The 25,717-nt window shown below is 57.3% G+C and carries 22 protein-coding genes; 10 read left to right on the plus strand and 12 right to left on the minus strand.

Features of this window, described 5'->3' with window-relative positions:
- Positions 1-43: 43 nt before the first annotated feature.
- Together erpA and clcA are read right to left on the minus strand one after the other, a co-directional pair.
- Positions 44-388: an iron-sulfur cluster insertion protein ErpA gene (erpA, locus tag ABTW00_RS19120; RefSeq protein ID WP_064547553.1), complete on the minus strand. Its 345-nt coding sequence runs from the start codon at positions 386-388 to the stop codon at positions 44-46.
- Between the two features lie 82 nt (positions 389-470).
- On the minus strand, positions 471-1,889 hold the full coding sequence (clcA, locus tag ABTW00_RS19125) for a H(+)/Cl(-) exchange transporter ClcA (protein WP_077248564.1): 1,419 nt from the start codon (positions 1,887-1,889) through the stop codon (positions 471-473).
- 181 nt (positions 1,890-2,070) lie between these two features.
- On the opposite strand from clcA, the gene hemL reads away from it, so the two are divergent.
- The gene (gene hemL / locus ABTW00_RS19130; protein ID WP_163447253.1) at positions 2,071-3,351 is read left to right on the plus strand and encodes a glutamate-1-semialdehyde 2,1-aminomutase; all 1,281 of its coding nucleotides are present in this window, start codon (positions 2,071-2,073) and stop codon (positions 3,349-3,351) included.
- Between the two features lie 96 nt (positions 3,352-3,447).
- Here the strand turns inward: hemL and fhuB are convergent, their stop codons facing one another.
- From fhuB to hrpB, 6 genes are all read right to left on the minus strand, one after another.
- Positions 3,448-5,430, minus strand: a complete 1,983-nt coding sequence (gene fhuB / locus ABTW00_RS19135; protein WP_433636923.1) for a Fe(3+)-hydroxamate ABC transporter permease FhuB — start codon at positions 5,428-5,430, stop codon at positions 3,448-3,450.
- Positions 5,427-6,317: a Fe(3+)-hydroxamate ABC transporter substrate-binding protein FhuD gene (gene fhuD / locus ABTW00_RS19140; protein ID WP_433636926.1), complete on the minus strand. Its 891-nt coding sequence runs from the start codon at positions 6,315-6,317 to the stop codon at positions 5,427-5,429. Before fhuD ends, fhuB begins: the two co-directional genes overlap by 4 nt.
- On the minus strand, positions 6,317-7,114 hold the full coding sequence (gene fhuC / locus ABTW00_RS19145; RefSeq protein ID WP_064547545.1) for a Fe3+-hydroxamate ABC transporter ATP-binding protein FhuC: 798 nt from the start codon (positions 7,112-7,114) through the stop codon (positions 6,317-6,319). The genes fhuD and fhuC overlap by 1 nt, the downstream gene beginning before the upstream one ends.
- 48 nt (positions 7,115-7,162) lie before the next feature.
- A complete protein-coding gene (fhuA, locus tag ABTW00_RS19150; protein ID WP_433636930.1) occupies positions 7,163-9,397 on the minus strand; it encodes a ferrichrome porin FhuA in 2,235 nt (744 codons plus the stop codon).
- A gap of 226 nt (positions 9,398-9,623) precedes the next feature.
- Entirely contained in the window at positions 9,624-12,158 is a 2,535-nt protein-coding gene (mrcB, locus tag ABTW00_RS19155) for a bifunctional glycosyl transferase/transpeptidase (RefSeq protein ID WP_433636932.1), read from the minus strand.
- A gap of 162 nt (positions 12,159-12,320) precedes the next feature.
- Positions 12,321-14,753: an ATP-dependent helicase HrpB gene (gene hrpB / locus ABTW00_RS19160; protein ID WP_433636934.1), complete on the minus strand. Its 2,433-nt coding sequence runs from the start codon at positions 14,751-14,753 to the stop codon at positions 12,321-12,323.
- Positions 14,754-14,826: 73 nt separating this feature from the next.
- Here hrpB and thpR point away from each other — a divergent pair, with 73 nt between their 5' ends.
- The 9 genes from thpR (at position 14,827) to panD (ending at position 22,133) form a co-directional block, all read left to right on the plus strand.
- Positions 14,827-15,357: an RNA 2',3'-cyclic phosphodiesterase gene (thpR, locus tag ABTW00_RS19165; protein WP_433636936.1), complete on the plus strand. Its 531-nt coding sequence runs from the start codon at positions 14,827-14,829 to the stop codon at positions 15,355-15,357.
- Between the two features lie 13 nt (positions 15,358-15,370).
- On the plus strand, positions 15,371-16,093 hold the full coding sequence (gene sfsA, locus ABTW00_RS19170) for a DNA/RNA nuclease SfsA (protein ID WP_065356549.1): 723 nt from the start codon (positions 15,371-15,373) through the stop codon (positions 16,091-16,093).
- Positions 16,094-16,249: 156 nt separating this feature from the next.
- Positions 16,250-16,705: an RNA polymerase-binding protein DksA gene (dksA, locus tag ABTW00_RS19175; RefSeq protein ID WP_001155227.1), complete on the plus strand. Its 456-nt coding sequence runs from the start codon at positions 16,250-16,252 to the stop codon at positions 16,703-16,705.
- Positions 16,706-16,773: 68 nt separating this feature from the next.
- A complete protein-coding gene (gene gluQRS / locus ABTW00_RS19180; protein ID WP_433636948.1) occupies positions 16,774-17,670 on the plus strand; it encodes a tRNA glutamyl-Q(34) synthetase GluQRS in 897 nt (298 codons plus the stop codon).
- Positions 17,671-17,850: 180 nt separating this feature from the next.
- The gene (pcnB, locus tag ABTW00_RS19185; RefSeq protein ID WP_206063134.1) at positions 17,851-19,248 is read left to right on the plus strand and encodes a polynucleotide adenylyltransferase PcnB; all 1,398 of its coding nucleotides are present in this window, start codon (positions 17,851-17,853) and stop codon (positions 19,246-19,248) included.
- Positions 19,245-19,724: a 2-amino-4-hydroxy-6-hydroxymethyldihydropteridine diphosphokinase gene (gene folK / locus ABTW00_RS19190; RefSeq protein ID WP_433636950.1), complete on the plus strand. Its 480-nt coding sequence runs from the start codon at positions 19,245-19,247 to the stop codon at positions 19,722-19,724. Before pcnB ends, folK begins: the two co-directional genes overlap by 4 nt.
- Positions 19,725-19,845: 121 nt before the next feature.
- Positions 19,846-20,637, plus strand: coding sequence for a 3-methyl-2-oxobutanoate hydroxymethyltransferase (panB, locus tag ABTW00_RS19195; protein WP_064547526.1), 792 nt, complete (start codon positions 19,846-19,848; stop codon positions 20,635-20,637).
- An 11-nt stretch (positions 20,638-20,648) separates the two neighbouring features.
- Positions 20,649-21,497, plus strand: coding sequence for a pantoate--beta-alanine ligase (gene panC, locus ABTW00_RS19200; RefSeq protein ID WP_065356546.1), 849 nt, complete (start codon positions 20,649-20,651; stop codon positions 21,495-21,497).
- A gap of 255 nt (positions 21,498-21,752) precedes the next feature.
- On the plus strand, positions 21,753-22,133 hold the full coding sequence (panD, locus tag ABTW00_RS19205) for an aspartate 1-decarboxylase (RefSeq protein ID WP_035891933.1): 381 nt from the start codon (positions 21,753-21,755) through the stop codon (positions 22,131-22,133).
- 35 nt (positions 22,134-22,168) lie between these two features.
- On the opposite strand, the gene ABTW00_RS19210 is transcribed toward panD, so the two are convergent.
- The 4 genes from ABTW00_RS19210 to ABTW00_RS19225 all read right to left on the minus strand — a co-directional run bounded on the left by ABTW00_RS19210 (position 22,169) and on the right by ABTW00_RS19225 (position 25,707).
- The gene (locus tag ABTW00_RS19210; protein ID WP_433636953.1) at positions 22,169-23,398 is read right to left on the minus strand and encodes a polysaccharide deacetylase family protein; all 1,230 of its coding nucleotides are present in this window, start codon (positions 23,396-23,398) and stop codon (positions 22,169-22,171) included.
- 63 nt (positions 23,399-23,461) lie between these two features.
- Positions 23,462-23,902, minus strand: coding sequence for a PTS sugar transporter subunit IIA (locus ABTW00_RS19215; protein ID WP_064547520.1), 441 nt, complete (start codon positions 23,900-23,902; stop codon positions 23,462-23,464).
- 111 nt (positions 23,903-24,013) lie between these two features.
- Complete coding sequence (locus tag ABTW00_RS19220; RefSeq protein WP_064547518.1) at positions 24,014-24,784, minus strand: ABC transporter permease; 771 nt, start codon at positions 24,782-24,784, stop codon at positions 24,014-24,016.
- Positions 24,781-25,707, minus strand: coding sequence for an ABC transporter ATP-binding protein (locus ABTW00_RS19225; protein ID WP_064547516.1), 927 nt, complete (start codon positions 25,705-25,707; stop codon positions 24,781-24,783). The genes ABTW00_RS19220 and ABTW00_RS19225 overlap by 4 nt, the downstream gene beginning before the upstream one ends.
- Positions 25,708-25,717 lie beyond the last annotated feature (10 nt).

A 25,717-nucleotide genomic window follows, 5' to 3' on the forward strand; every position in this document is an offset into this window, starting at 1 on the left:
AGCCCACTCTCGGTGGGCTTTTTAAACTATCTGGTCAACAGGCTTAGATGCTGAAGGAAGAACCGCAGCCGCAGGTGCTGGTCGCGTTCGGGTTGGTCACGATAAAACGTGAACCTTCCAGACCTTCGGTATAGTCAACGGAACCGCCTACCAGATACTGCAGGCTCATTGGATCAACCACCAGGCCAACGCCCTGTTTTTCAATGGTCATATCGCCTTCGTTGACCTGATCGTCAAAGGTAAAACCGTACTGGAAGCCGCTGCAGCCGCCGCCCGTGATGTACACGCGCAGCTTCAGGTTTGGATTCTCTTCATCCGCAATCAGGACTTTTACTTTTTTGGCTGCGGCGTCGGTAAACTCCAGCGGCAGCGCTACGTCATCACTCATTTTATGCTCCCATTACTACAGCTAGTCTGGGCAAATAGTAACCCGACTCTTTGGGTCATTATCTAATACCCTGGTAAATCGTTCAAGTATTCTCCCCAGCAACCTGCCGGGCTTTTGCCTCTTGCTCGGCTTCCTGCTTGGCCAACGTACGCGCCAGGATAGTGGCATAAAGCGGCTGCCCACCGAGGAATTGTGCTAATAGCGTGGCACCGAGCCCGGTGATAATCATTGGCAAAATGAGCTGATAGTTATCGGTCATCTCCAGCACCAGCACAATTCCGGTTAACGGTGCGCGAACGGAAGCCGCCAGCAGCGCGCCCATCCCGGCAATAGCGAAGGTCCCCGCATCCAGATGGTAGGCCGGAAACAGACTCGCTGCCGCCGTACCAAACGCGGTCCCCAGCAGCGTCCCCAAAGCCAGCATTGGTGCGAAAATCCCGCCGGGCGCGCCGGAGGAGAAGCACAGCAGCGTGGTCGCCACACGAACCAGAAACAGGCACAGCAGCGCGCCGATAGTGTAGTTACCCGCCGCCGCAATCGGGATCAGGGTAAAGCCGCCGCCCGATGCCGCCGGTTGAATCAGCCCCAGTACGCCGCAGCAACCGCCGATCAGTCCGCCAATCAGCACCCATTTTTTAATATTGCCGCCGTGGATGCGGAAAAACATATCCTGAGTCTTCAGCACCATGGTGTTGAACAGCGGCCCAAAACAGCCGAACACAATGCCCAGCACCATATACAGCCATAGCGTATTGACCGGCGCGTTGCTCAGCTTACCGACCTCAATCACCGGCGTTTCGCCGTTGAAGATACGGAACACGATGCTCGACATGATAACGCCGGTAAACACCGCTTTAATTGAAATCAGGCTGTAGCGGAACTGCGGTCGCATCTCTTCAATAATGAACAGTATGCCCGCCAGCGGTGCGTTAAAAGCCGCCGACAGGCCCGCCGCCGCGCCGGTTGCCAGCAGGGTGTGGCGCGCTTCTTCGCCGCGCTGGCGGAAGATATCACTCACCATGCGCCCCACGTTGCCGCCAATCTGCACCGTCGGCCCTTCGCGTCCCAGCACCATACCGGCACCGAGCGTGCCCATGCCGCCGATAAATTTCACCGGCAACACGCGCCACCAGCGCACCGGACGTAGCTCTTCCAGCGCGCCTTCAATTTCCGGGATCCCCGAGCCACCGGCCTCCTGCGCAAAGCGACGCACCAGCCAGTAACCCACCATCGCCAGCAGCGCCGACAGAATAAAGGCCAGCGGCCAGACGATAAACCAATGGTCAGCCACCTGCGCCAGCGTGCCAATACGCGCGTTCATCACCCAGTTCACCGCATGCTCAAACGCCACGCCGACTAAACCCACCAGCGCGCCAACCACGGCGGCCATCAGGAGCACCATCAGCGGCGTTTTATCGCGGTTCAACAATTTACGCACCACGTCACGGCGGCGTAAACGGACAATCCGTTGTGCCTCTAAAGGGGGTATTTCAGCTTTCATACCGTCATCACTAATTGGTAATACAAATAGGAAGGGGGAGCATTTTACCCACACCTGTGCGCTACGTCGCGAAAAAATTGCTTCAGGAGGGCTTTGTTGCAATCAGGCAAAAATTTCATAACCTCTACGGAATAATTTAGAATAGCGGACAAAACATTTTTCACGAACCAGGATCCTGGCAATGAGCAAATCTGAAAACCTCTATAGCGCAGCGCGTGAACTCATCCCCGGCGGCGTCAACTCGCCGGTACGCGCCTTCACCGGCGTTGGCGGCACGCCGCTGTTTATTGAACGCGCAGACGGCGCCTACCTGTACGACGTCGATGGTAAAGCCTATATCGATTACGTCGGCTCCTGGGGGCCAATGGTACTGGGGCATAACCATCCGGCTATCCGCAACGCGGTCATTGAAGCGGCCGAGCGCGGCCTGAGCTTCGGCGCGCCGACCGAAATGGAAGTGACCATGGCGAAACTGGTAACCGAACTGGTGCCCACCATGGACATGGTCCGTATGGTCAACTCCGGTACCGAAGCCACCATGAGCGCCATCCGCCTGGCCCGCGGCTTCACGGGCCGCGACAAAATCATCAAGTTTGAAGGCTGCTACCACGGTCATGCCGACTGCCTGCTGGTGAAAGCCGGTTCCGGCGCGCTGACGCTCGGCCAACCGAATTCACCGGGTGTACCGGCAGACTTCGCCAAACATACCCTCACCTGCACCTATAACGATCTGGCTTCCGTGCGCGCGGCCTTCGAGCAGTATCCGCAGGAGATTGCCTGCATTATCGTTGAGCCGGTCGCCGGCAACATGAACTGCATCCCACCGCAGCCGGAGTTCCTGCCGGGCCTGCGTGCGCTGTGCGATGAGTTTGGCGCGCTGCTGATCATCGACGAGGTCATGACCGGCTTCCGCGTCGCGCTGGCGGGCGCACAGTCCTACTACGACGTCGTGCCGGATCTGACCTGTCTGGGCAAAATCATCGGCGGCGGGATGCCGGTAGGTGCTTTCGGTGGCCGTCGCGACGTCATGGACGCGCTGGCGCCAACCGGTCCGGTTTACCAGGCTGGAACCCTGTCCGGTAACCCGATTGCGATGGCGGCGGGCTACGCTTGCCTGACCGAAGTGGCGCAGCCGGGCGTCCACGAGACGCTGACCGAGCTGACCAACCAGCTGGCGCAAGGCCTGCTGGATGCCGCACAAGACGCTGGCATCCCGCTAGTCGTCAACAATGTGGGCGGCATGTTCGGTATTTTCTTCACCGATGCCAAAGAAGTCACCTGCTATCAGGATGTGTTGAAGTGCGACGTTGAGCGCTTTAAGCGCTTCTTCCATCTGATGCTGGAAGAAGGCGTATACCTGGCGCCATCGGCCTTTGAGGCGGGCTTTATGTCGGTTGCCCACAGCGAAGAAGATATTGATAACACCATCGACGCGGCGCGTCGGGTGTTTGCACAGCTGTAAGACAAATACACTTGCCGGGTGGCGGTTTCGCCTTACCCGGCCTATGTGAGTCGCACAATCTGTAGGCCGGATAAGCGCATGCGCCATCCGGCTTTTTTATCGGCTCTGCTTCCTCAGCAGATAGATAAAGTACGGTGCGCCGATAAAGGTCGACAACAGCCCCGCGGGCACCTGATACGGAAACATAAGCATCCGTCCGCACCAATCCGCGAACACCAGCAGCAGGCCGCCCATCAAGGCGGAAATCACCATATGCGGCATCGTCCGTCGGAAGCCCATCATCCGTGCGATATGCGGTGCCATCAGACCGACAAAACTCAACGGCCCGATAGTCAGCGTCGCCGCCGCCGTCAGGCACGCCGCCAGCAACAGCAGCGCGATGCGGGTCGGCGCCAGCGCCATACCGATCGACCGCGCCGTTTCACCGCCCAGCGGCAGAATGGTAAGCCAGCGACGGCACAGCGGTACCAGCAGCAGTAGAACCACCATCGCGGCCGCCGACTGCATCACCTGCTTGCCGGTAGCGTTGTAGGTCGAGCCGGAAATCCACGTCAAAATCTGCGCCATACGCGGGTCGCCGCTTGCCTGTAGCATCATCAGCAACATGGTGAATGCGGTGCTCAACGCCATCCCCGCCAGCAGCATACGGTGCGGCGAGAAGCCGCCGCGCCCGGCTGCAATCAGGATAATCAGCAGCGTGACCGCTGCGCCCACGCTCCCGGCAGGCAGCAGCCAGCCAAAGGCGTTGCCCGGCACGATAAACAGCATCAGCACCACGCCAAATGCCGCACCGGAGCTAATACCCAGCACTTCCGGGCTGGCCATTGGGTTACCGGTCAAACGCTGAATAATGCAGCCCGCGACCGCCAGCATTATCCCGGCGATCAGCGCGGAGGCGATACGCGGCCAGCGCCACTGGAGCAGCTGATCCAGCAGTGAACCGCTGGCCCAGTGCCAGCCATAAGCGTCACGCCCCAGGGACAGCGCGGCAAACACGGCAATGAACAGGAGGACTAACCCGCCCAGCGCAAACCACGCGACGTTCTGCCGCTCACGGGCGACACTGTCGCTGGCGTTCATTGCTGGCGCGCTCATGCTGCGCAAACGCGGCAACAGCCACAGCAACAGCGGCGCGCCAATCAGCGCGGTGACGGAGCCGGTGGAGACCTCCATCCAGACTCGCGACAGCCACAGAATCAGCTGATCGGAGAGCCACAGAATGAGCGCACCAATTAACGGCGCCAGCAGCAGTCGGGAGAGCAGACGTCGCGCGCCCAGCATTTTCGCCAGCAGCGGTGCAAACAGGCCGATAAAGCCAATAATCCCCACCGCATTAACCAGCAAGGCGCTGATGACGATCGCCAGCGTCAGCGCCCCCAGACGAGCCAGCGACAGCGCCAGCCCGAGGTTACGGGCCACGCCGTCATCCAGCCCCATCAGCGTCAGCGGACGCAGCAGCAGCAGCGTCAGCATCACGCCGCCCAGCAGCTGCGGCCACAGACGCTGCACCACGCTCCAGTCGGTCTGCGTCAGCGTACCGGTGCTCCACAGGAACATGCTTTGCAGCTGGTCATGGTGGAAAATCACCATCAATTGGTTGATGGCGCCGCAATAGAGGCTCACCACCAGGCCGGCGAGAATCAGCGTGACCGGCGAAAGTCGTTTGCCCCACGCGACACCAAACACCAGCGCACCGACGATGCAGGCTCCCGCCAGCGCGGCAAATTGAGCCGCCAGCACCCCCGGTATCGCCCACAGGGTGGTGATAGTCATACCGAGCTGCGCGCCAGTGGCCACGCCTAGCGTCGTCGGTTCTGCCAGTGGGTTACGCAAAACCTGCTGGAACAGCACGCCGACCAGCCCCAGACCCGCCCCCACCAGCAGCGCAATCGCCAGACGCGGCAGCAGGCTGTAGTGGAAAATCATCTGGTCAATGGCGTCGATATTCGGCTGGCGCATTGCCTGCAACCAGAGCGAACCCGGCAGCGCGGTGCTGAAGTTAAACCAGGTCAGCGCCAACGCAGCAATAAACAAGAGCCCCAGCAGCAGTGCTGCAAAGGGAGAGAAAGTGGTTTTCACGCATTGCCTCCCAGCGCATTACCCAGGATGCGGGCGAAATTCATCGCCGATAGCGTTGCGCCATAGAACCAGACCGCCGGTACGACCTGCATACGGCCAGCGCGTACGAACGGCATCGCCTGCCATAACGGCGTGGCGGCCAAGCGGTGCATTTCCGCAGCGTTACCGTGATCGAAACAAATCACATCGACATCTTTATAGGCCGCCAGACGGTCAATCCCCACGACCGTACTGCCCCAGAAGTTGGTTTCCCCCTGCCAGGCGTTTTTGACTCCCAGACGGTCGAGAACCTCCTGGAACAGGCAGTTCGGGCCAAACGCCAGCACATGACGCGAATCGAGCAGCGATATCATCAGCAGCGGGCGCTCCCCACGCTGGCGGAAACGCGGCTTCAGTCCATCGATAAAGGCATCAAACTCCGCCAGATGGCGATGTGCAGCCGCCTGTTTACCCAGCAGGTCGGCCATCTCCAGCAGGGAGCGACGCGCCTGGGCCAGCGGTTGTTTACCGTCGCTGAACGCGAAACCGCGCCCCGGCGCGATGCGCGCCAGAATCTCCGGCGAAGGGCCGTAGCCTGCCGACCACACCAGCATCGACGGCTTCATTTGCGTCAGCAGCTCCAGATTCGGCTCCGTGCGCAGGCCAACATCAATCACCGAATCCGGCAGCACCGGCTCGTTGACCCACATACGGTAGTTGGGTATATCCGCGACGCCGTAGGGCGTGACGCCCAGCGCCAGCATCAGCTCAACGGGTAACCATTCCAGCGCCACAATACGTTCGTTTTTCATCGGCGCGGCCTGTGCCATTTGCATCCGCCACAACAGCGGCGACAGCGCCATCGCCGTCAGTAACCGACGGCGGCTAATCAGGTTTACGTCAGCCATCAATAGACAAAACTTACCGGTGCAGCACCGGCTGGATGTGGCAGAATCCCCATCGGGATACCATAAATGCGTTCCAGCGTGTCGCTGCGCATCAGTTCATCCGGCGTGCCCTGGGCAATCATTTCGCCGCCGCGCAGCGCCACCAGATAGTCGCAGTAACGCGCCGCCATATTGATATCGTGCAACACCGCGACGACGGTCAGGCCGCGCTGCTGGCTCAGGCGATGTACCAATGCCAGCACATCGACCTGATGCGCGATGTCCAGCGCAGAGGTCGGTTCATCAAGCAGCAGGCAGCGGCTATCCTGCGCGACCAGCATGGCGATCCATGCACGCTGACGCTCACCGCCGGACAGACTGTCGACCAGACGCTGCGCCAGCGGCTTCAGCCCCACTAGCGCAATCGCCTCATCCACCTTTTCACGGTCGGCAACGCCAAAACGACCTAGCGCACCGTGCCATGGGTAGCGGCCAATCGCGACCAGTTCGCGCACCGTCATCCCTTCTGCGGGCGGCAGTTGCTGCGGCAGATAGGCGACCTTGCGGGCAAACGCTTTGCTGTTCCAGCTTTCGAGCGGCTGACCGTCAAGCAGGATCTCCCCTTCCGACGGCGGCTGATGGCGGCCAAGCATTTTCAGCAGGGTCGATTTGCCCGAGCCGTTATGGCCGATGAGCCCGGTCACTTTGCCCGCTGGAAAGGTTAAGGAGAGAGGATGAAGTAACGTACGGCCTGGAACGCGAAAAACGACCTGTTCGAGAGAAAAGGTCGTATCTGAGTGAGTTGTGTTGTCCTGCATAACCGTCAACATGTTAAAGGGCGCGGAAAATCCGCGCCCAGGAGGTGGTTAGAAACGGAACGTTGCGGTCGCAACAACCTGACGCTCTGCGCCCCAGAAGCAGCCATAAGTCTGGAAGCAGCTGGAAACGTATTCACGATCAAGCAGATTGTTTACGTTGACAGCAAGACTTGAGCCTGCCATGCCGAAACGTGCTAAATCATATTTCACAACCGCATCCATCACGGCTGCACTACCCACTTTGAACGTATTCGCCGGGTCACCATAGCTAGAACCAATAAAGCGGCCACCGGTTCCCAACGTCAGGCCAGACAGAATTCCGTCATGGAAGGTGTAATCACCCCACAGAGAGGCCATATTTTGAGGAACCTGTTCAACGTTATTCCCTTTCAGATTCGTATCTTTGGTGTACTCAGCATCAGTGTAAGTGTAGGAAGCCGTCACGTTAATGTTCGCATTAACAGCAGCTTTAGCCTCAAACTCGAAGCCCTGGGAACGAACTTCCCCCGATGGAACTTGCAGATTGGAGTTATTCGGATCTGTCGTCAGAGTATTTGTCTTGGTCAGATGGTATACCGCAGCCGTAATAACAACCGGCATATCTTTCGGCACATATTTCACACCCGCTTCATACTGCTCACCTTTGGACGGCGCAAATGCCATACGTGGAGTGCTGTAGAGATCGAATGCGTTCGGCTCGAACGACTGGCTATAGCTGATATACGGAGAAATACCGTTATCAAACAGATAATTTACACCACCACGCCAGGTGAACTGGTGATCGTTACGTTCGATATAACCTCCAACCGGTGTGGTGGAGTTTTCGCGGACTGTTGTCGCTTGCTGAGACCAATCATAGCGGCCGCCTAGCGTGAAGACCCACTTATCCCATTCGGCCTGATCCTGAACGTAGATACCCGTTTGTTTGGTTTCGTTCATCTGATACGGTTCCGCAGAGTCGAAATCAAAGCTATTCAGCGTCTGCGGATTGTAGAGATCGAGAGCCGGTGCGGTGCCGAACTTAGCATTGATATCATTACGCATACGCATGAAGTCAACACCTGTCAGTAACGTATGATCGACCATCCCGGTCGCAAAGTTGCTCTGCAATTGCGTATCAACGCTAAAGTTCTGCAAACGCTCATCATCAACAACAGTACCACGACCCAGATAATGATCTCGGTCTGCCGCCGGGATTGCCTGGCAAGGGCCGTTGAAGGTGTTTGTTGTACAAATACCGGTGCCATAAACGCTCTGCTGAGACGTTTTCATTTCAGCAAAACGTAAATTTTGACGAACAGTAAAGGTGTCGTTAAAGCCGTGTTCAAAGCTATATCCAACCATTTTCTGGTTACGTGAATAGCTGTTATTTTTGGCGCCTTCGTTGAAGCTGCTGGACAGACGGGAGCCATTAGGCAGAGGTTCTACAGTCCCTTCTTTAGGTAACCAGCCGTAATAACCGGTTTCAGGCTCATTCTGGAAATAAGAAAGGAACGTGAAGTTAGTCTTATCGTCAGGGCGCCAGGAGAAAGATGGTGCAACAGTATAACGCTGCTGCTCAGCATGATCCTGCTGTTCATTATTGGAACGAGCCAGGCCGGTCAAGCGGTATGAGAACTCACCGTTATCATCCAGCACATCGCTAAAATCAAATCCGGTCTGGAACAGATTATTCGTTCCCATTTTGAACTGGATTTCTTTGAGCGGTTCAGTCGTTGGGCGTTTACTCACCATAGAGATGATCCCGCCCGGGTTGCTCTTGCCATACAACACGGAAGTAGGTCCGCGCATCAACTCAACGCGTTCCAACATGTAAGGGTCAATAACTGCATCGTTGTAGAAGTTACCTTGCAGTTTCAGTCCATCCAGATAGTTGTTCTGGCTCAGACCTACAGAAGTAAAGCCACGGATACTGACGAAGTCGTAGGTATTGGATGCGCCGCGGTTGCTTACAACAACACCAGGCGTATAGCCCAACGCTTCTTTCACCGAACGAGACTGGTGAATCTGCATCTCTTCATTGGTTACAACGGAGATAGACTGCGGCGTCTTCTCAATCGGCGTATCCGTCTTGGTTGCCGTCGCGGAACGTTTTGCCGCGATCGTCGGTGCCGGGCCCCACGCGCTCTCTTGCGAAGCCGGAGCGGCGGTAACGGTGATGGTTTCTTCTTTCGGTTGTTCTGCTGCCTGCGCGTAAACAGACATGCCGCTAACCGCTGTGGCTACTACAACTGCGAGTTTACGCAGCGAGTGGGTTGGCTGAGCAGTTTTAAGACGTGCCATGGGTATTTCTCTGATGAAGTGAATGATAACGTAAACGAGAATTATTATTATAACGAGCAGCATGATAGGCGAAAAAATGCGGTGATAGCAAGCAATACGCACCCCTACAAAAACTAAGGGGTTAAGAAACCAACAGATGAAATAATGAGGTTAAAAAAAAGAAAAAACCTGGATATAAAAAAGCCTCTGTCAGAAACAGAGGCCTTTGAGTGAGTGCAGTACGCGATTAATTTCCGCCGAACATATCCTTGATCCAGCCGGCGACGCCGTCGCTCTCTTTCTTCTCTTGCTGCGCCGGTTGCTGCTGTTGCTGCTGCGGCTGCGATGAAGACGAGTCAAACGGGTTCGTCGACTGCTGCTGTTCTATCTGCTGCTGGCTTTGCTGACACAGCGCATCCGGGTCGGTCGTCCAGACCGGCAGCATCCGCATGCCGCCACCGCCGCAGATAAAGTTACCGCCTTCATCGACGCCCATATTCACCACATCTTCCGGCGGCGTCAGATCCAGCGCAATCGGCGACTCGCTTGCCAGATAGCGCTGATAGATAGACATCGCACCGCTCGCGCCGTACAGCTTGGTCGGCTGGTTATTATCGCGGCCTACCCAGGTGATCACCACTTCACGACCATCGATGCCGGCAAACCAGGTATCGACGTTGTTGTTGGTGGTCCCGGTTTTCCCTGCCAGATGCAGATTCGGGTATTTCGCGCCCAATTGACGACCGGTGCCGCGCTGAACCACCTGCTGCATGGTCCACAGCGTCATGTACGCCGCCTGTGCCGGAACCGCACGCTCGGCCTGCGGGAAGCTCTGGTACAGCACGGTACCGTCTTCCGCAATCACCGAACGCAGCGCCGACAGCGTGGCGCGATTACCGCCGCTGGCAATAGTCTGGAACGCCTGCGCCACTTCAATCGGCGTCAGGTTCAGCGCCCCAAGCAGCATCGCCGGAACGGGGTGCAGCTGATCCTTCGACACGCCCAGCTTCAGCCAGGTATCGGTGACCGCTGGTAACCCAAGCGCCATGCCGAGGTTAACGGTCGGCACGTTCATCGAGCGGGTCAGCGCATCCACCAGCATCACCTGACCGCTGTAGCGGCGATCGTCGTTCTGCGGCGACCACACCTGGCCATTTGGCTGGCGCAGGGCAATCGGCGCATCGGCGATCCAGGTGTTCAGACGGTACTGATTCGGCTGGCTCAGCGCGGTCAGGTAGGTTGCTGGCTTCGCCAGAGAACCGATGGAACGACGCGCCTGCATCGCGCGGTTATAGCCGGCAAACTGCGGCTCCGCGCCGCCGACCATGGCCCGTACTTCGCCGCTGAAGCGGTCAACGACCACCATCGCGGTTTCCAGATCGCTCAGTTTACGCTGCTTCTTCAGCGCCGGGATGCCTTCGGTGGCCGCTTTTTCAGCCGCATCCTGCGCAACGGAGTCAAAGGTGGTGAAAATCTTCACGCCGGAGAGATCTTTCACCTTATCGCCCAGCTTCGCCTGCAGCTCCTGACGCACCATCTGCATAAACGCCGGCTGTGGTGAAATCACCCCGCCGCGCGGCTGCACGCCCAGCGGACGCGCGCTTAGCATGTCGTACAGCTCCTGGTCGATCACGTTCTGCTGCTGTAGCAGACGCAGCACCAGGTTACGACGTTCCAGCGCCAGCTTCGGGTTACGCCACGGGTTATAAATCGACGCCCCTTTTACCATGCCCACCAGCAGCGCCTGCTGGTCGAGGCTCAGCTCTTCCACCGGACGGCCAAAGTAGTAGAGGCTCGCCAGCGGGAAGCCGCGGATTTCGTTGTCACCGCTCTGACCGAGGTACACCTCGTTCATATACAGCTCAAGAATGCGGTCTTTGCTGTAGCGGGCGTCCATAATCAGCGCCATGTAGGCTTCGTTGGCCTTACGCCAGTAGGAACGCTCGCTGGACAGGAACAGGTTCTTCACCAGCTGCTGGGTCAGCGTACTCGCCCCCTGCACCGTTCGTCCGGCGGTCAGGTTCGCCAGCACCGCACGGCCCATGGAGTAGAAGCTGATACCGTCATGCTCGTAGAAGTGGCGGTCCTCGGTCGCAATCAGCGTATCGATAAGCAGGTCCGGGAAGCCGCTGCGCGGCACAAACAGACGCTGCTCGCCGTTCGGCGAGGACATCATGGTGATCAACCGCGGATCGAGTCGGAAATAGCCGAACTGACGGTTGTTATCCATGTTTTCGATGCTATCCAGACGCGCGCCATCGAAGGTCAGACGCGCACGCACCTGCCCCTCTTTGCTGTCCGGGAAATCGAACGGACGACGGATCATCTCGATGCTGTTCGCCTGCACGGTGAATTCACCGGGCCGCGTCATCGCCGTCACCTGACGATACTGGGTCGCCGTCAGCAGCTGAATCATCTCGTTCTTGCTGATGGCCATATCCGGCTCAAGGCTAACCATGCGGCCATACACCGCCGCCGGCAGCTGCCAGACTTTACCGTCAATGCGGCTACGGATTTTTTGATCCAGATAGACGCCATAGATAGCAATCAGTACCGCAAAGACGATTCCCAGTTTGACCAGGAACCAGAACCAGCGGCGTTTGCCGCGCGGTTTTTTCCCCTTGCCGCCTTTACGCGCGCGTGGTTTTTCGTCGTCGTAGCCATCATCATCATAATCGTCGTCATACTCATCATCTCTGAGCTGTCGACGGCTTACCTTTTGTTTTGCCGGACGTGCAGGCTTGCCCTTCCGTCCAATCGGCTCGCGGTCATTCCCCGCCATGCTTTTTCTCCGCAACATTCAGGCATAAAGGCCTGATTCTCAATTCTTCTGTCACAGGACAGAAGAAGATATCTCTCAATTTTACGCTGTGTTTAGGCCGGATGGCGACTTCGGCTTATCCGGCCTACTCGCTTAAACGTAGGCCTGATAAGCGTATCGCCATCAGGCAGAATACTTCTTCGGCCGCCGCGTTGGCGCGGTATTCGCCGGATCGTCCGGCCAGACGTGTTTCGGATAGCGCCCTTTCATCTCTTTTTGCACCTCGCGGTACGCCCCCTGCCAGAACGCGCTTAAATCACGCGTGATTTGCAGCGGCCGCTGCGCCGGAGAGAGCAGCTCCAGCACCAGCGCTACGCGCCCCTCGGCGATGGTCGGCGTACTGGCTTCGCCAAACATCTCCTGCATACGTACGGCAAGCGCAGGCGGATTATCTTCATGGTAGCGAATAACAATACGGCTTCCCGTGGGCACAGTGTAATGAGTTGGCAGCGAACTCACCAGACGTTGTCGTAAGGACCACGGCAGCCAATCGAGTAGCGCCTGGTGAATATCCAGCGATTTCAGGCCGCGCAGCGAATGGATACCGCTCATCTTCGGCAACAGCCAATTCTCCAGTTCCGCCAGCAGCGACGCGTCATCTACCGCGGGCCATGCCTCTTCCGGCAGCCACTGCGCCGCACACCGTAACCGCAAGCGTAGCTGTTCCGCTTCGTTCGTCCAGTTCAGCGCGCTTAATCCTTTCTCGCGAATACCGGTGAGCATCGCCCGATGCAATTCACTTTCGGACGGCCTGGCCAACGGGCGCACACTCAACGTCAACAGGCCAATTTGACTCCGCCGTAGCGCTTTCAGCGTGCCCTGCGTATCATCCCACTCCACGGTGTCAGATTGTTGAAGCAGATGCGGGCAGCGGCTGACCAGCGCGTCGATATCCACCGCGCAGGCCTGCAAAATGCGCGCGTCCGGCGAGGCGTTGCCCTGTAACAGCAGCGGCGCAATCAGCCACTCGTGACGGCCTAACGCATCGTCAGCATCGAGCATCGCCCCCATGCCATTCGCAAGCTGATAACGGCCTTCCTGACCACGACGGCGGGCAATACGGTCGGGGAACCCCTGCGCCAGCAGCGGCGCAATGGCGTCCACATCCGGCTGCCCGGCGCGACGGTTCAATCGCTTGCAAAGCTGCTGGCTGCGCTGCTGCCATGGCCCATGAGAGCGGGAAAACGCCTGCAGCAGGTCGCTATTGCCACCGCGCGGCGGTTCTTCAAGGATGGCCGCCAACCGGGCCGCCGTCGCCACTTCGTCGTCGCTTTGCGCCGCCAGCAGCATCGCCGCCAGACGCGGATCGATGCCAAGCGCCGCCATCTTTTGCCCTTTCACCGTCAGGCGTTCGCCCTCCAGCGCCTGAAGCTGCGTCAGCAGGCGACGGGCCGCCGCCAGGTTCACCGCGGGCGGCCGATCGAGCCAGCTCAGTTGCGCTGGGTCGGCACAGCCCCACTGCATGAGATCCAGCAGCAGCGAGGAGAGATCGCTTTGTAAAATCTCCGCATCGCTCTGGGCCGCCGCGCGCTCGGCCTGCTCTTTCGCCAGCAGATGCACGCACACGCCCGGCTCCAGACGGCCTGCACGCCCCGCGCGCTGGGTCATTGATGCCTGGCTGACGCGCTGGGTGAGCAAACGGGTCAGCCCGGTGCGCACATCAAAGCGCACCACGCGCTCCTGGGCGCTGTCCACCACCAGACGAATGCCTTCAATGGTCAAACTGGTTTCGGCAATATTGGTCGCCAGCACCACCTTACGCTTGCCGGCTGGCGCGGGCAAAATCGCCTTGCGCTGTTCATTCAGCGGCAGCGCGCCGTATAAAGGACACAGCAGCACGTCATCGGCAACGCGTTCAGCAAGGTGATTCTGCACTCGCTGAATTTCGCCGACGCCGGGTAAGAACAGCAGCAGCGAGCCGCGCTCTTGACGCAGAAGCTCCGCAGCCGCTATCGCCACGGCTTCATCAAACCGCTGATGCGTGGGCAGCGATTGATAGCGGCGTTCGACGGGATAAGCCCGCCCTTCGGATACCACGGTCGGCGCGTCCGGCAGCAAACGCTGCAGGCGCTCGTTATCAAGCGTTGCCGACATGATCAGCAGCTTGAGATCGTCACGTAGCCCCTGCTGAACGTCAAGCAGCAACGCCAGCGCCAGATCCGCCTGTAAACTGCGTTCGTGAAACTCATCGAGGATCACCAGCCCCACGCCCGCCAGTTCGGGATCGTGCTGGATCATGCGGGTGAGGATCCCTTCGGTCACCACTTCTAACCGGGTATTCGGCCCCACGCAGGTCTCGGCGCGCATCCGGTAACCGACCGTTTCTCCCGGCTTCTCGCCGAGCAGTTCCGCCAGACGCTGCGCGACGTTACGCGCCGCTAGCCTACGCGGTTCCAGCAGCAGGATGCGCCCATCGATTCCGCCCTCATGCAAAATTTGCAGCGGCAGCCAGGTGGATTTACCCGCGCCCGTCGGGGCATTGAGCAACACCTGCGGGGCTTGCCGTAAGGCGCGGAGAAGTTCAGGAAGGACGCTTGCGACCGGCAACAGGGACACGAATGGCTCCAGAGGGTTAACATTAAACGGCGGACATTGTAGCATCGCCTCAATTCATAACCGAGTCCCCACCATGTCTGAGTCAAAAAGACTGTTTTTCGCCATTGCAATTCCGCCGAAAATCCAGAAGCAACTGGTGCAGTGGCGCGCGGATCATTTTCCCGCCGATGCGGGCGTGCCGGTGGCGGCAGCCAACATGCATCTGACGCTGGCCTTTCTGGGCGAAGTCAGCGCGGAAAAACAGCGCGCGCTGGCGGCCATGGCGGGACGCATCCATCAGCCAGGCTTTACGCTACATCTTGACGACGCCGGTCAGTGGCTGCGCTCGCGCGTGGTCTGGCTGGGCACGCGCCAGCCGCCACGCGGTCTGCTCCAGTTGGCCAACATGCTGCGCGCCCAGGCCGCACGCAGCGGCTGTTACCAAAGCCCACAGCCGTTCCACCCTCACCTGACGCTACTGCGCAACGCCGGACAGGCGGTGCCGATTCCCGCGCCCGGTTTTCACTGGGAAATCCCGGTCACCGAGTTTGCGCTGTACGAATCGCGCTTCACCGGCGGTCGTACGCGATATACGTCATTGCAGCGCTGGACGCTCAGCGAATAACGAAGGAAACCCGATGCAGTTTATCCCCGCGCTTCACTCCGCAACGCTTATCAAACGTTATAAACGTTTTCTCGCCGATGTCATTACGCCTGAAGGTGAAACCTTTACCCTGCATTGCCCTAACACCGGCGCGATGACCGGCTGCGCAACGCCAGGCGACACCGTGTGGTATTCCACATCAGATAACACTAAGCGTAAATATCCCCACACATGGGAATTAACCCAGACGCAAAACGGGGCTTTTATTTGCGTGAACACCTTACGCGCAAATACCTTAGCTAAAGACGCGATTCTGACGGGCCGAATTCCCGAACTGGCCGGCTACAACACGCTGAAAAGCGAGGTGAAATATGGTGAGGAAAAGAGTCGAATTGACATCATGTTACAGGCAGATGATCGCCCCAACTGCTATATTGAAGTGAAGTCAGTCACACTCGCGGAAAATGAGTTCGGCTATTTTCCCGATGCCGTCACCGTGCGCGGACAGAAGCATTTGCGCGAGCTTATGGGCGTTGTGGCCAGCGGCGAACGCGCCGTTTTGCTGTTTGCAATATTGCACTCAGCCATTGAATATTTCTCTCCAGCACACCATATTGATGCTAAATACGCACAGTTGTTGCAAGAAGCGCAAAAACAGGGGGTGGAAATTTTGGCTTATAAAGCGGAACTTTCTGCCGATAATATGACTCTGATATCGCCGTTACCCGTTTCGTTAACGCGGGGTGAAGTTGAATAGAAAGTGTTCGGGCTGCGGCGCAAATACGCTTTTCCTCACAGCATTGTCAAGTGTTACGTTTAGATAATTGCCATCCGGAAAAGCATCTGCTATTTATAGCGGCCTGATTTTTCCCCCGAACACGGGGATCGATAGTGCGTGTTAAGGAGAAGCAACATGCAAGAAGGGCAAAACCGTAAAACATCGTCCCTGAGTATTCTCGCCATCGCTGGGGTGGAGCCGTACCAAGAGAAGCCAGGCGAAGAGTATATGAACGAAGCCCAGCTGGCGCACTTCAGACGTATTCTTGAAGCATGGCGTAATCAACTTAGGGATGAAGTCGATCGCACCGTTACACATATGCAGGACGAAGCTGCAAACTTCCCGGATCCGGTAGACCGTGCCGCACAGGAAGAAGAGTTCAGCCTCGAACTGCGTAACCGCGATCGTGAACGCAAGTTGATCAAAAAGATCGAGAAGACGTTGAAGAAAGTCGAAGATGAAGATTTCGGCTACTGCGAGTCCTGCGGTGTTGAAATTGGTATTCGTCGTCTGGAAGCGCGTCCAACGGCTGACCTGTGCATTGACTGCAAAACGCTGGCAGAAATCCGCGAAAAGCAGATGGCAGGTTAAGAGAACGCTCACACTCTATCTTCAAGGCGGGAATCTCTCCCGCCTTGTTGTTTTTTATTGCAATAAACATGTCAACACAACCTTATATAGGGCGCTTTGCCCCTTCCCCTTCCGGTGAGCTACATTTCGGCTCGTTGATTGCCGCGCTTGGCAGCTATCTCCAGGCCCGCGCTCAACGCGGTATCTGGCGAATCCGGATTGAAGATATCGATCCCCCGCGTGAAGTTCCCGGTGCTGCAACCACCATTTTGCATCAGCTGGAACATTACGGCCTGCACTGGGACGGCGACGTGCTTTGGCAGTCGCAGCGTCACGATGCCTATCGCGAAGCCCTCGCATGGCTGAAAAAACAGGACCTGTGCTACTACTGCTCCTGCACGCGCGCGCGCATTCAGAGCATCGGCGGCACCTATGACGGTCACTGTCGCGACCTGAAGAACGGCCCGCAAAATGCCGCCCTGCGTCTGCGTCAGACGCATCCGGTGACCGAATTCACCGACCTGCTGCGCGGTACAATCAAGGCCGACGAACGTCTGGCTCGTGAAGATTTCATTATTCATCGTCGTGATGGATTATTTGCTTATAATCTCGCCGTGGTGGTCGATGACCATTTTCAGGGGGTGACGGAAATCGTCCGCGGGGCCGATTTGATCGAGCCAACCGTCCGCCAGATCTCGCTGTACCAGCAGTTTGGCTGGCCAGCGCCTGACTATATTCACCTGCCGCTGGCATTGAATGAAGAAGGTGCTAAACTTTCCAAGCAAAATCATGCACCTGCTTTGCCTGTTGGGGATCCACGTCCGGTCCTCATTCAGGCGCTGCGCTTTTTAGGCCAGCCGGTTCCGACACAATGGCAGGATGTCAGCACGGCGGATTTATTGCACAATGCGGTCGCTCAGTGGTCGCTGGCGACGGTGCCTGAGACGGCGAAGATCAATCCGCCATTCTCAAATGCGTTGTGCTGAGCTATGATTAGCCGCTATTTTTACTCGTCGTCTTTCGCGCTGCGGCTACGTTGACTGCGTTTGCTCACCCCAGTCACATAGTTATCTATGCTCCTGGGGATCGCAAACTTGTCGCCTTGCTGCAACGCAAAATCCATAGAGTACATTTTGTCCCAAAGTCAGATACTACCGAGGTGCACCATTTTTACCCGAGTCGCTAATTTTTGCCGCAAGGTGCTGAGCCGTGAGGAGAGCGAGGCTGAAAACGCCGTCGCAAAACCTGCTATGACCGTAATTCCGCGCGAGCAGCACGCTATTTCCCGCAAAGATATCAGCGAAAACGCCCTCAAGGTTCTTTATCGTTTGAACAAAGCAGGCTACGAGGCTTACCTCGTCGGCGGCGGCGTTCGCGACCTGCTGCTTGGCAAAAAACCAAAAGATTTCGACGTGACCACCAGCGCCACCCCCGATCAGGTGCGTAAGCTGTTCCGCAACTGCCGCCTGGTTGGTCGTCGCTTCCGCCTGGCCCACGTCATGTTTGGCCCGGAAATTATTGAAGTCGCTACTTTCCGTGGTCACCACGAAGATGGTCAGTCCGATCGCACCACCTCCCAGCGTGGGCAGAACGGCATGCTGCTGCGCGACAACATCTTCGGTTCTATCGAAGAAGACGCTCAGCGCCGTGACTTCACCATCAACAGCCTTTATTACAGCGTGGCGGACTTCACCGTACGCGACTACGTTGGCGGCATGCAGGATCTGATTGACGGCGTCATCCGCCTGATCGGCGATCCGGAAACTCGCTACCGTGAAGATCCGGTGCGGATGCTGCGCGCCGTGCGCTTTGCCGCCAAACTGGATATGCGCATCAGCCCGGAAACCGCTGAGCCGATCCCGCGTCTGGCCACCTTAATGAACGACGTGCCGCCGGCGCGCCTGTTTGAAGAAGCGCTCAAACTGCTACAGGCAGGCTACGGGTTTGAAACCTACAAGCTGCTGCGCGAATACAACCTGTTCCAGCCGCTGTTCCCGACCATCACCCGCTACTTCACCGAAGATGGCGACAGCCCGATGGAGCGTATCATCGCCCAGGTGCTGAAGAACACCGACAACCGCATTCGTAACGATATGCGCGTTAACCCGGCGTTCCTGTTTGCCGCGATGTTCTGGTATCCGCTGCTGGAAATGGCGCAGAAAATCGCTCAGGAGAGCGGACTGGCCTATTACGACGCTTTCGCGCTGGCGATGAACGACGTGCTGGATGAAGCCTGCCGTTCGTTGGCGATTCCAAAACGTATTACCACGCTGGTACGCGATATCTGGCAGCTGCAGCTACGTATGTCTCGCCGTCAGGGTAAGCGCGCATGGAAGCTGATGGAGCATCCGAAATTCCGCGCCGCCTACGACCTGCTGGCGCTGCGTGCCGAAGCGGAAAACAACCACGAATTACAACGCCTGACCCAGTGGTGGAGCGAATTCCAGGTGGTTGCGCCACCGGCGCAGAAAGAGATGCTCAACGATCTGGGCGACGAGCCGGACACCCGCCGTCGTCATCGCCGCCCGCGTAAACGCGCACCGCGCCGTGAAGGTAGCGCGTGACCGTCGTTTATATCGCCATCGGCAGCAACCTCGCCTCTCCGCTGGAGCAGGTGAATGCTGCCGTTGAGGCTATTGGCGCTATTCCGGAAAGCCGCATTATTCGCGTCTCTTCGTTTTATCGTACCCCGCCGCTCGGCCCACAGGATCAGCCCGATTACCTGAACGCCGCCGTTGCGCTGGAAACGGCCCTCACGCCAGACGCGCTGCTCAGCCATACTCAGCGCATCGAGCTACAGCAGGGACGTCAACGTAAAGCCGAACGCTGGGGGCCCCGCACCCTCGATTTAGACATCATGCTGTTTGGTCAGGAAATGATTCATACCGAAAAGCTGACCGTTCCGCATTACGACATGTACAACCGCGGCTTTATGCTGTGGCCGCTGTACGAAATTGCCCCGAATTTATGCTTCCCTGACGGCGTCAGCCTCCAGCAGCGTCTGGATACCCTGGGCGCGGAAAAACCCGCCAGCTGGTAACGCTGGCCCCCTCATTTTTAGCGATCCCTGCTTTACGCGAAATCGCTTGCCTAAAATAATTGCCCCCCTGAAATCGGCTGCTAGAATGCCGGGTAATATGACCTTACCATCAGGAATAATTATGAAACCGACCACGATTGCCCTATTGCAGAAATGCAAGCAGGAAAAAAAGCGCTTCGCGACGATTACCGCCTACGACTACAGCTTTGCCAAACTGTTCGCTGACGTTGGCATCAACGTGATGCTGGTCGGTGATTCGCTGGGCATGACCGTCCAGGGGCACGACTCCACTCTGCCGGTGACGGTTGAAGACATCGCCTACCACACTCGCGCGGTACGTCGCGGTGCGCCGAACTGCCTGCTGCTTTCCGATCTGCCGTTTATGGCCTATGCCACACCGGAGCTGGCGTTTGAGCACTCTGCCACGGTCATGCGCGCGGGCGCCAACATGGTCAAAATCGAGGGCGGCGCATGGCTGGTTGATACCGTGAAAATGCTCACCGACCGTGCGGTACCGGTCTGCGGCCACCTGGGGCTGACGCCGCAGTCGGTCAATATTTTTGGCGGCTACAAGGTGCAGGGCCGCGGCGACGCAGGCCAGGTGCTGTTGGATGACGCGCTGGCGCTGGAAGCGGCAGGTGCGCAGCTGTTGGTGCTGGAGTGCGTGCCGGTTGAGCTGGCGAAACGCGTGACCGAAGCGCTGTCGATTCCGGTGATTGGTATCGGCGCGGGCAACGTCACCGATGGGCAGATCCTGGTCATGCACGATGCATTTGGCATCACCGGCGGCCATATTCCGAAATTCGCGAAAAATTTCCTTGCCGAAGCGGGCGACATGCGCGCGGCGGTGCGGCAGTATATTGCTGAAGTGGAGTCCGGCGTTTATCCGGGCGAAGAACACAGTTTCCATTAAGGAGTCAAGTTGTGTTGATTATTGAAACCCTGCCGCTGCTGCGCCAGCATATCCGTCGTCTGCGTCAGGAAGGCAAGCGTGTTGCATTGGTTCCCACCATGGGCAACCTGCACGATGGTCATATGACGCTGGTTGAAGAAGCGAAAACGCGCGCGGATGTGGTTGTTGTCAGTATCTTCGTCAACCCGATGCAGTTTGACCGCCCTGAAGATCTGGCGCGCTATCCCCGCACGTTGCAGGAAGACTGCGAGAAGCTAAACAAGCGTAAGGTTGATTTTGTCTTCGCCCCGTCGGAGAAAGAAATCTATCCGCAGGGACTGGAAGGCCAAACCTATGTTGACGTTCCCGGTCTTTCCACCATGTTGGAAGGTGCCAGCCGTCCAGGCCACTTCCGCGGCGTCTCGACCATCGTCAGCAAGCTGTTTAACCTTGTCCAGCCGGACATCGCCTGCTTTGGCGAGAAAGACTTCCAGCAGTTGGCGCTGATTCGCAAAATGGTCGCCGACCTGGGCTACGATATCGAGATCGTCGGCGTACCGATTATCCGCGCTAAAGATGGCCTGGCGTTAAGTTCACGCAACGGCTACCTGACTGCAGAGCAGCGTAAAATCGCCCCGGGTCTGTACAAAGTGATGACCCGTGTGGCCGAGAAGCTGAAGGCCGGCGAACGCGACCAGGAAGAGATGATCGCTATCGCCGAGCAGGAGCTGAACGAGAAAGGCTTCCGCGCGGATGACATTCAGATTCGTGATGCCGACACCCTGCTCGATCTCACTGACACCAGCAAACGCGCGGTGATCCTGATGGCGGCGTGGCTGGGCCAGGCTCGTCTGATTGATAACCAGAGCGTAGAGCTGTAAAGGCGGCGTGATCATCGACAGGTAGGCCGGATAAGGCGTTACGCCGCCATCCGGCATCTGCTTCGTAGCGCCTGATGGCGCTGCGCTTATCAGGCCTACGCAATATCGAACGCGCAGACAGGGGATACGCAATTAATCGTAAGCAAGGTTAATCGCATATAGACACCTGGTATAAATCGGGCAATACTGCCTGCGAAATTTCTCAAGGCAGTCAGAAAACTGCTTTGTTTCCGTTAAGAATTAAAGGTAGACGCTATGATTCGCACTATGCTGCAGGGCAAACTTCACCGCGTTAAAGTGACGCATGCGGACCTGCACTACGAAGGTTCCTGCGCCATTGACCAGGACTTCCTCGACGCAGCCGGTATCCTGGAAAACGAAGCCATTGATATCTGGAACGTGAACAACGGCAAGCGCTTCTCCACCTATGCTATTGCGGCAGAGCGTGGTTCGAAAATCATCTCCGTCAACGGTGCGGCAGCGCATAACGCCGATGTCGGCGACATCGTTATCATCGCCAGCTTCGTCACCATGAGCGACGAAGAAGCGCGTACCTGGCGTCCAAACGTAGCCTATTTCGAAGGCGACAACGAGATGAAGCGCACCGCTAAAGCCATTCCGGTTCAGGTCGCCTGATCTTCTCTGGCGCGCCGCTCATGCGGTGCGCCAGCTTATCCCTGCGGTTGGTTGCTGATTAACCGCGACATGGTCTCCAGCGAATCCGTCCGCAGAATATACAGCCGTTTCAGTAGCATCGGGTTATCGCCCGGCTTCACCTTCCCTTTCACCGTCGTCACCGCCAGATGAAAACCGGCATCTTTCGCCGCCTTCACCGCCGTCGCGTTATAACCGCCAAACGGATAGGAAAGGAACAACACGTGCGGGTTAAACTGCGCCAGGGCCCGGCGCGAGCGTTCAAAATCGAACAGAATATTGTGATAGCTGCGGCTGAGCAGGATGGGCCGTCGATAACCGTCGACACGATGCAGAAAATGCGTGTGCGACTGGAAATCAAAGACGTCCTTAATCTCCTCCAGCTCGGAAACACTCATAAACTGTAGCGACTTCGGCGCCCATTTCTGCGGATGGCGCTTAATACGCGACGAGATGATAAACGCGGTGGCCTTAAAGCCGTACTGCTTCAGAATGGGATAGGCGTAGCGGCTGACTGACTTCAGGCCATCGTCAAAGGTGATGACCACCGCGCGCCCCGGCAGATTCGCGCGGTTATGCACGTAGTCATCCAGCTGATACATCGTGAGCGTGGTGTAGCCCATATCGCGCAGCCAGGTCATCTGGTTGCTAAAGGCGCGTACCGACGTGGTGGTGGAGGTATGACGAAAACGGGTGTTCTCTTCATCCCGCAGAATATGGTGATAGGTGATGACCGGAATACCGTTATCGGGCTGAGCATCAAGCGCGCTGATATAGGCCAGGCGTTCACCGATACGGATCTGGTACCAGGTCTGATTCAGCCGATCTTTGAGCTTATTGACCACCGGATAGCGCAGATTCTCTGCCAGGGTACCGAACGGCGCGCTCCCCACATCCGGCGCGTTGTATACCGGAGTATCTTTCCAGGTGATCACATTCTGGTTACTGAGCGGCTTGTTCAGATCTCCTAGCCCATCCTCCACGCGCTGCCGCCCCTGCACGGGTTCAAGGTGACCTTTATCAATAAATCCTTTCCCGAAGCCAAAGCTAAAGGTGTAGTAATCTTCAGCGCCCGGCTCAATGGCAATAATCTGCCCGGCACGCAGGTTACCGACGGTCTGCGTTTTATTGCCAATGCGTGCCCAGACCGTCGCATCCTCAGTGGTTTGCATATAACGGGCGGGCAAAGCGGCGCTCACGCCACCAGCGAGGAAGAGCAGAAGAAAAACAACCGAGCGTATAGCCATGAGCAATAACCGAAGCGGGAACCGACTTCGCTATTGTAACAAAAGCGCGATCAATACCAATGTTTAAGGCTTATACAAATCATGGAGCAGTATAAATGGCGGATTTTTTTGCTGTTGGTGCCACAGACTCGTCACACCGGGCGTTCCCTGTTCAACAATACGGTTACGGAAGTCGCTACTGCTGAGCGTGTCCCTCAGGGGAACCATTTTTTCAATCAATGGATACTGAATCCCCGCAATCACCTCACAGCCGCTGTGCTTATGGCTCATTAACGAAGCAACGCGATAAGGTGCCGACCCGGCATTGTCGGTCAGAAAAATGACACCGTCGCCGGAGTCGGTTTGATGCAGCGCGTCACACATCATCCGGCTCAGCATATTGGCGCTTAATCCACGCCAGTAGTTCACGGCCCGGCATTGCGGCAGCGGCCCGAACTTTTTTTCCAGACGATCCAGCAGTTCCTGTGCGCGATCGTCATGGCAGGAAATAACCCAACCTAACATAGCTTGCCTCCTTAGCAGGCAAGTAGTTTAGCGGAGTGATTGATAAAGGGGAGTGATGACTGTCAAAGAATACTTCCCGGCAGACGCTGTCTGCCGGGAAATTAGGCACAATCAGCTGCGCAGACCGCGTCCGCGCTGAATGAGATACCAGCACAGCAGGTAGAAGGCGATGATAAACACCACCAGCACACCGAAGGTGGTAACCAGCGGCACATCGTTAATGCCGAGGAAGCCGTAGCGGAAGCCGCTGATCATGTAGACGATCGGGTTCAGGTGCGACAACCCCTGCCAGAACGGCGGCAGCAGCGTCAGCGAATAGAACACGCCGCCAAGGTAGGTCAGCGGTGTCAGCACAAAGGTAGGAATCAGGCTGATATCATCAAAGGTTTTCGCAAACACCGCGTTCAGCAAACCGGCCAACGAGAACAGAATCGCCGTCAGGATCAGCGTCAGAGCCACAAAGACCCAGGAGTGCACCTGGAACGGGACGAAGAACAGCGAAACCGCCGTCACCAGAATGCCCACGCACAGGCCGCGAGCGACCCCACCGCCGACAAAACCGGCGATGATCACGTGCGTCGGTACCGGCGCGACCAGCAGCTCTTCGATATTGCGCTGGAACTTAGCGCTGAAGAACGACGACGCCACGTTGGCGTAAGCGTTGGTAATGACCGCCATCATAATCAAACCCGGCACGATAAACTGCATGTAGGTAAAGCCGTGCATTTCACCGATGCGCGAACCGATCAGGTTGCCGAAGATAATAAAGTACAGCGTCATGGTGATAACCGGCGGCACCAGCGTCTGTACCCAGATACGCATAAAGCGATGGATCTCTTTCGCCCAGATGCTTTTCAGCGCGACCCAGTAAAGCTGCATCATGCGCGATCTCCTTGTTTTTCATTAACCAGCGAAACAAACAGCTCTTCCAGACGGTTCGCTTTGTTACGCATACTCAGCACCTGAATGCCCTGGGCGCTCAGCTGGCTGAAGACGCTGTTAATCCCCTGCTCGCGCAGTACTTCCACTTCCAGCGTTGAGGTATCGACCAGGTTGTACTGATAACCTTCAAGCTTCGGCAGCGGACTTTTCGGCGCCAGATCGAGAATAAAGGTTTCCGATTTCAGCTTGGAAAGTAGCGCCTTCATTGAGGTGTTTTCCACCAGCTCGCCGCGCTGGATAATGCCGATATTGCGGCACAGCATTTCGGCCTCTTCCAGATAGTGAGTGGTGAGAATAATGGTGGTGCCTTTGTCGTTGAGATCCTTGAGGAAACCCCACATGGAGCGGCGCAGTTCGATATCCACGCCCGCGGTCGGTTCATCGAGAATCAGCAGCTTCGGCTCATGCATCAGCGCGCGGGCGATCATCAGACGACGCTTCATCCCGCCGGAGAGCATTCTCGCGCGTTCGTTGCGTTTTTCCCACAGATCGAGCTGTTTCAGGTATTTTTCGCTGCGAATAACCGCTTCTTTACGCTCAACACCGTAGTAACCAGCCTGATTCACCACGATTTGCTGCACGGTTTCAAACGGGTTGAAGTTGAACTCCTGCGGCACCAGTCCGAGCTGACGCTTGGCGTTGACCACGTCTTTTTGCAGGTCATAGCCGAAGACGCTCACGCGCCCGGAGGTTTTATTCACCAGCGAGCTGATGATACCGATAGTGGTGGATTTACCCGCGCCGTTTGGCCCCAACAGCGCGTAAAAATCACCGGCTTCCACCTTCAGATCGATCCCGCGCAGCGCTTGCACACCGCCCGGATAGGTCTTCGTCAGTTGCTCTAATTCCAGTGCAATGGTCATAGATTTTTGC

It is taken from the genome of Kluyvera georgiana, assembly GCF_050990895.1.
Classification (GTDB): domain Bacteria; phylum Pseudomonadota; class Gammaproteobacteria; order Enterobacterales; family Enterobacteriaceae; genus Kluyvera; species Kluyvera georgiana.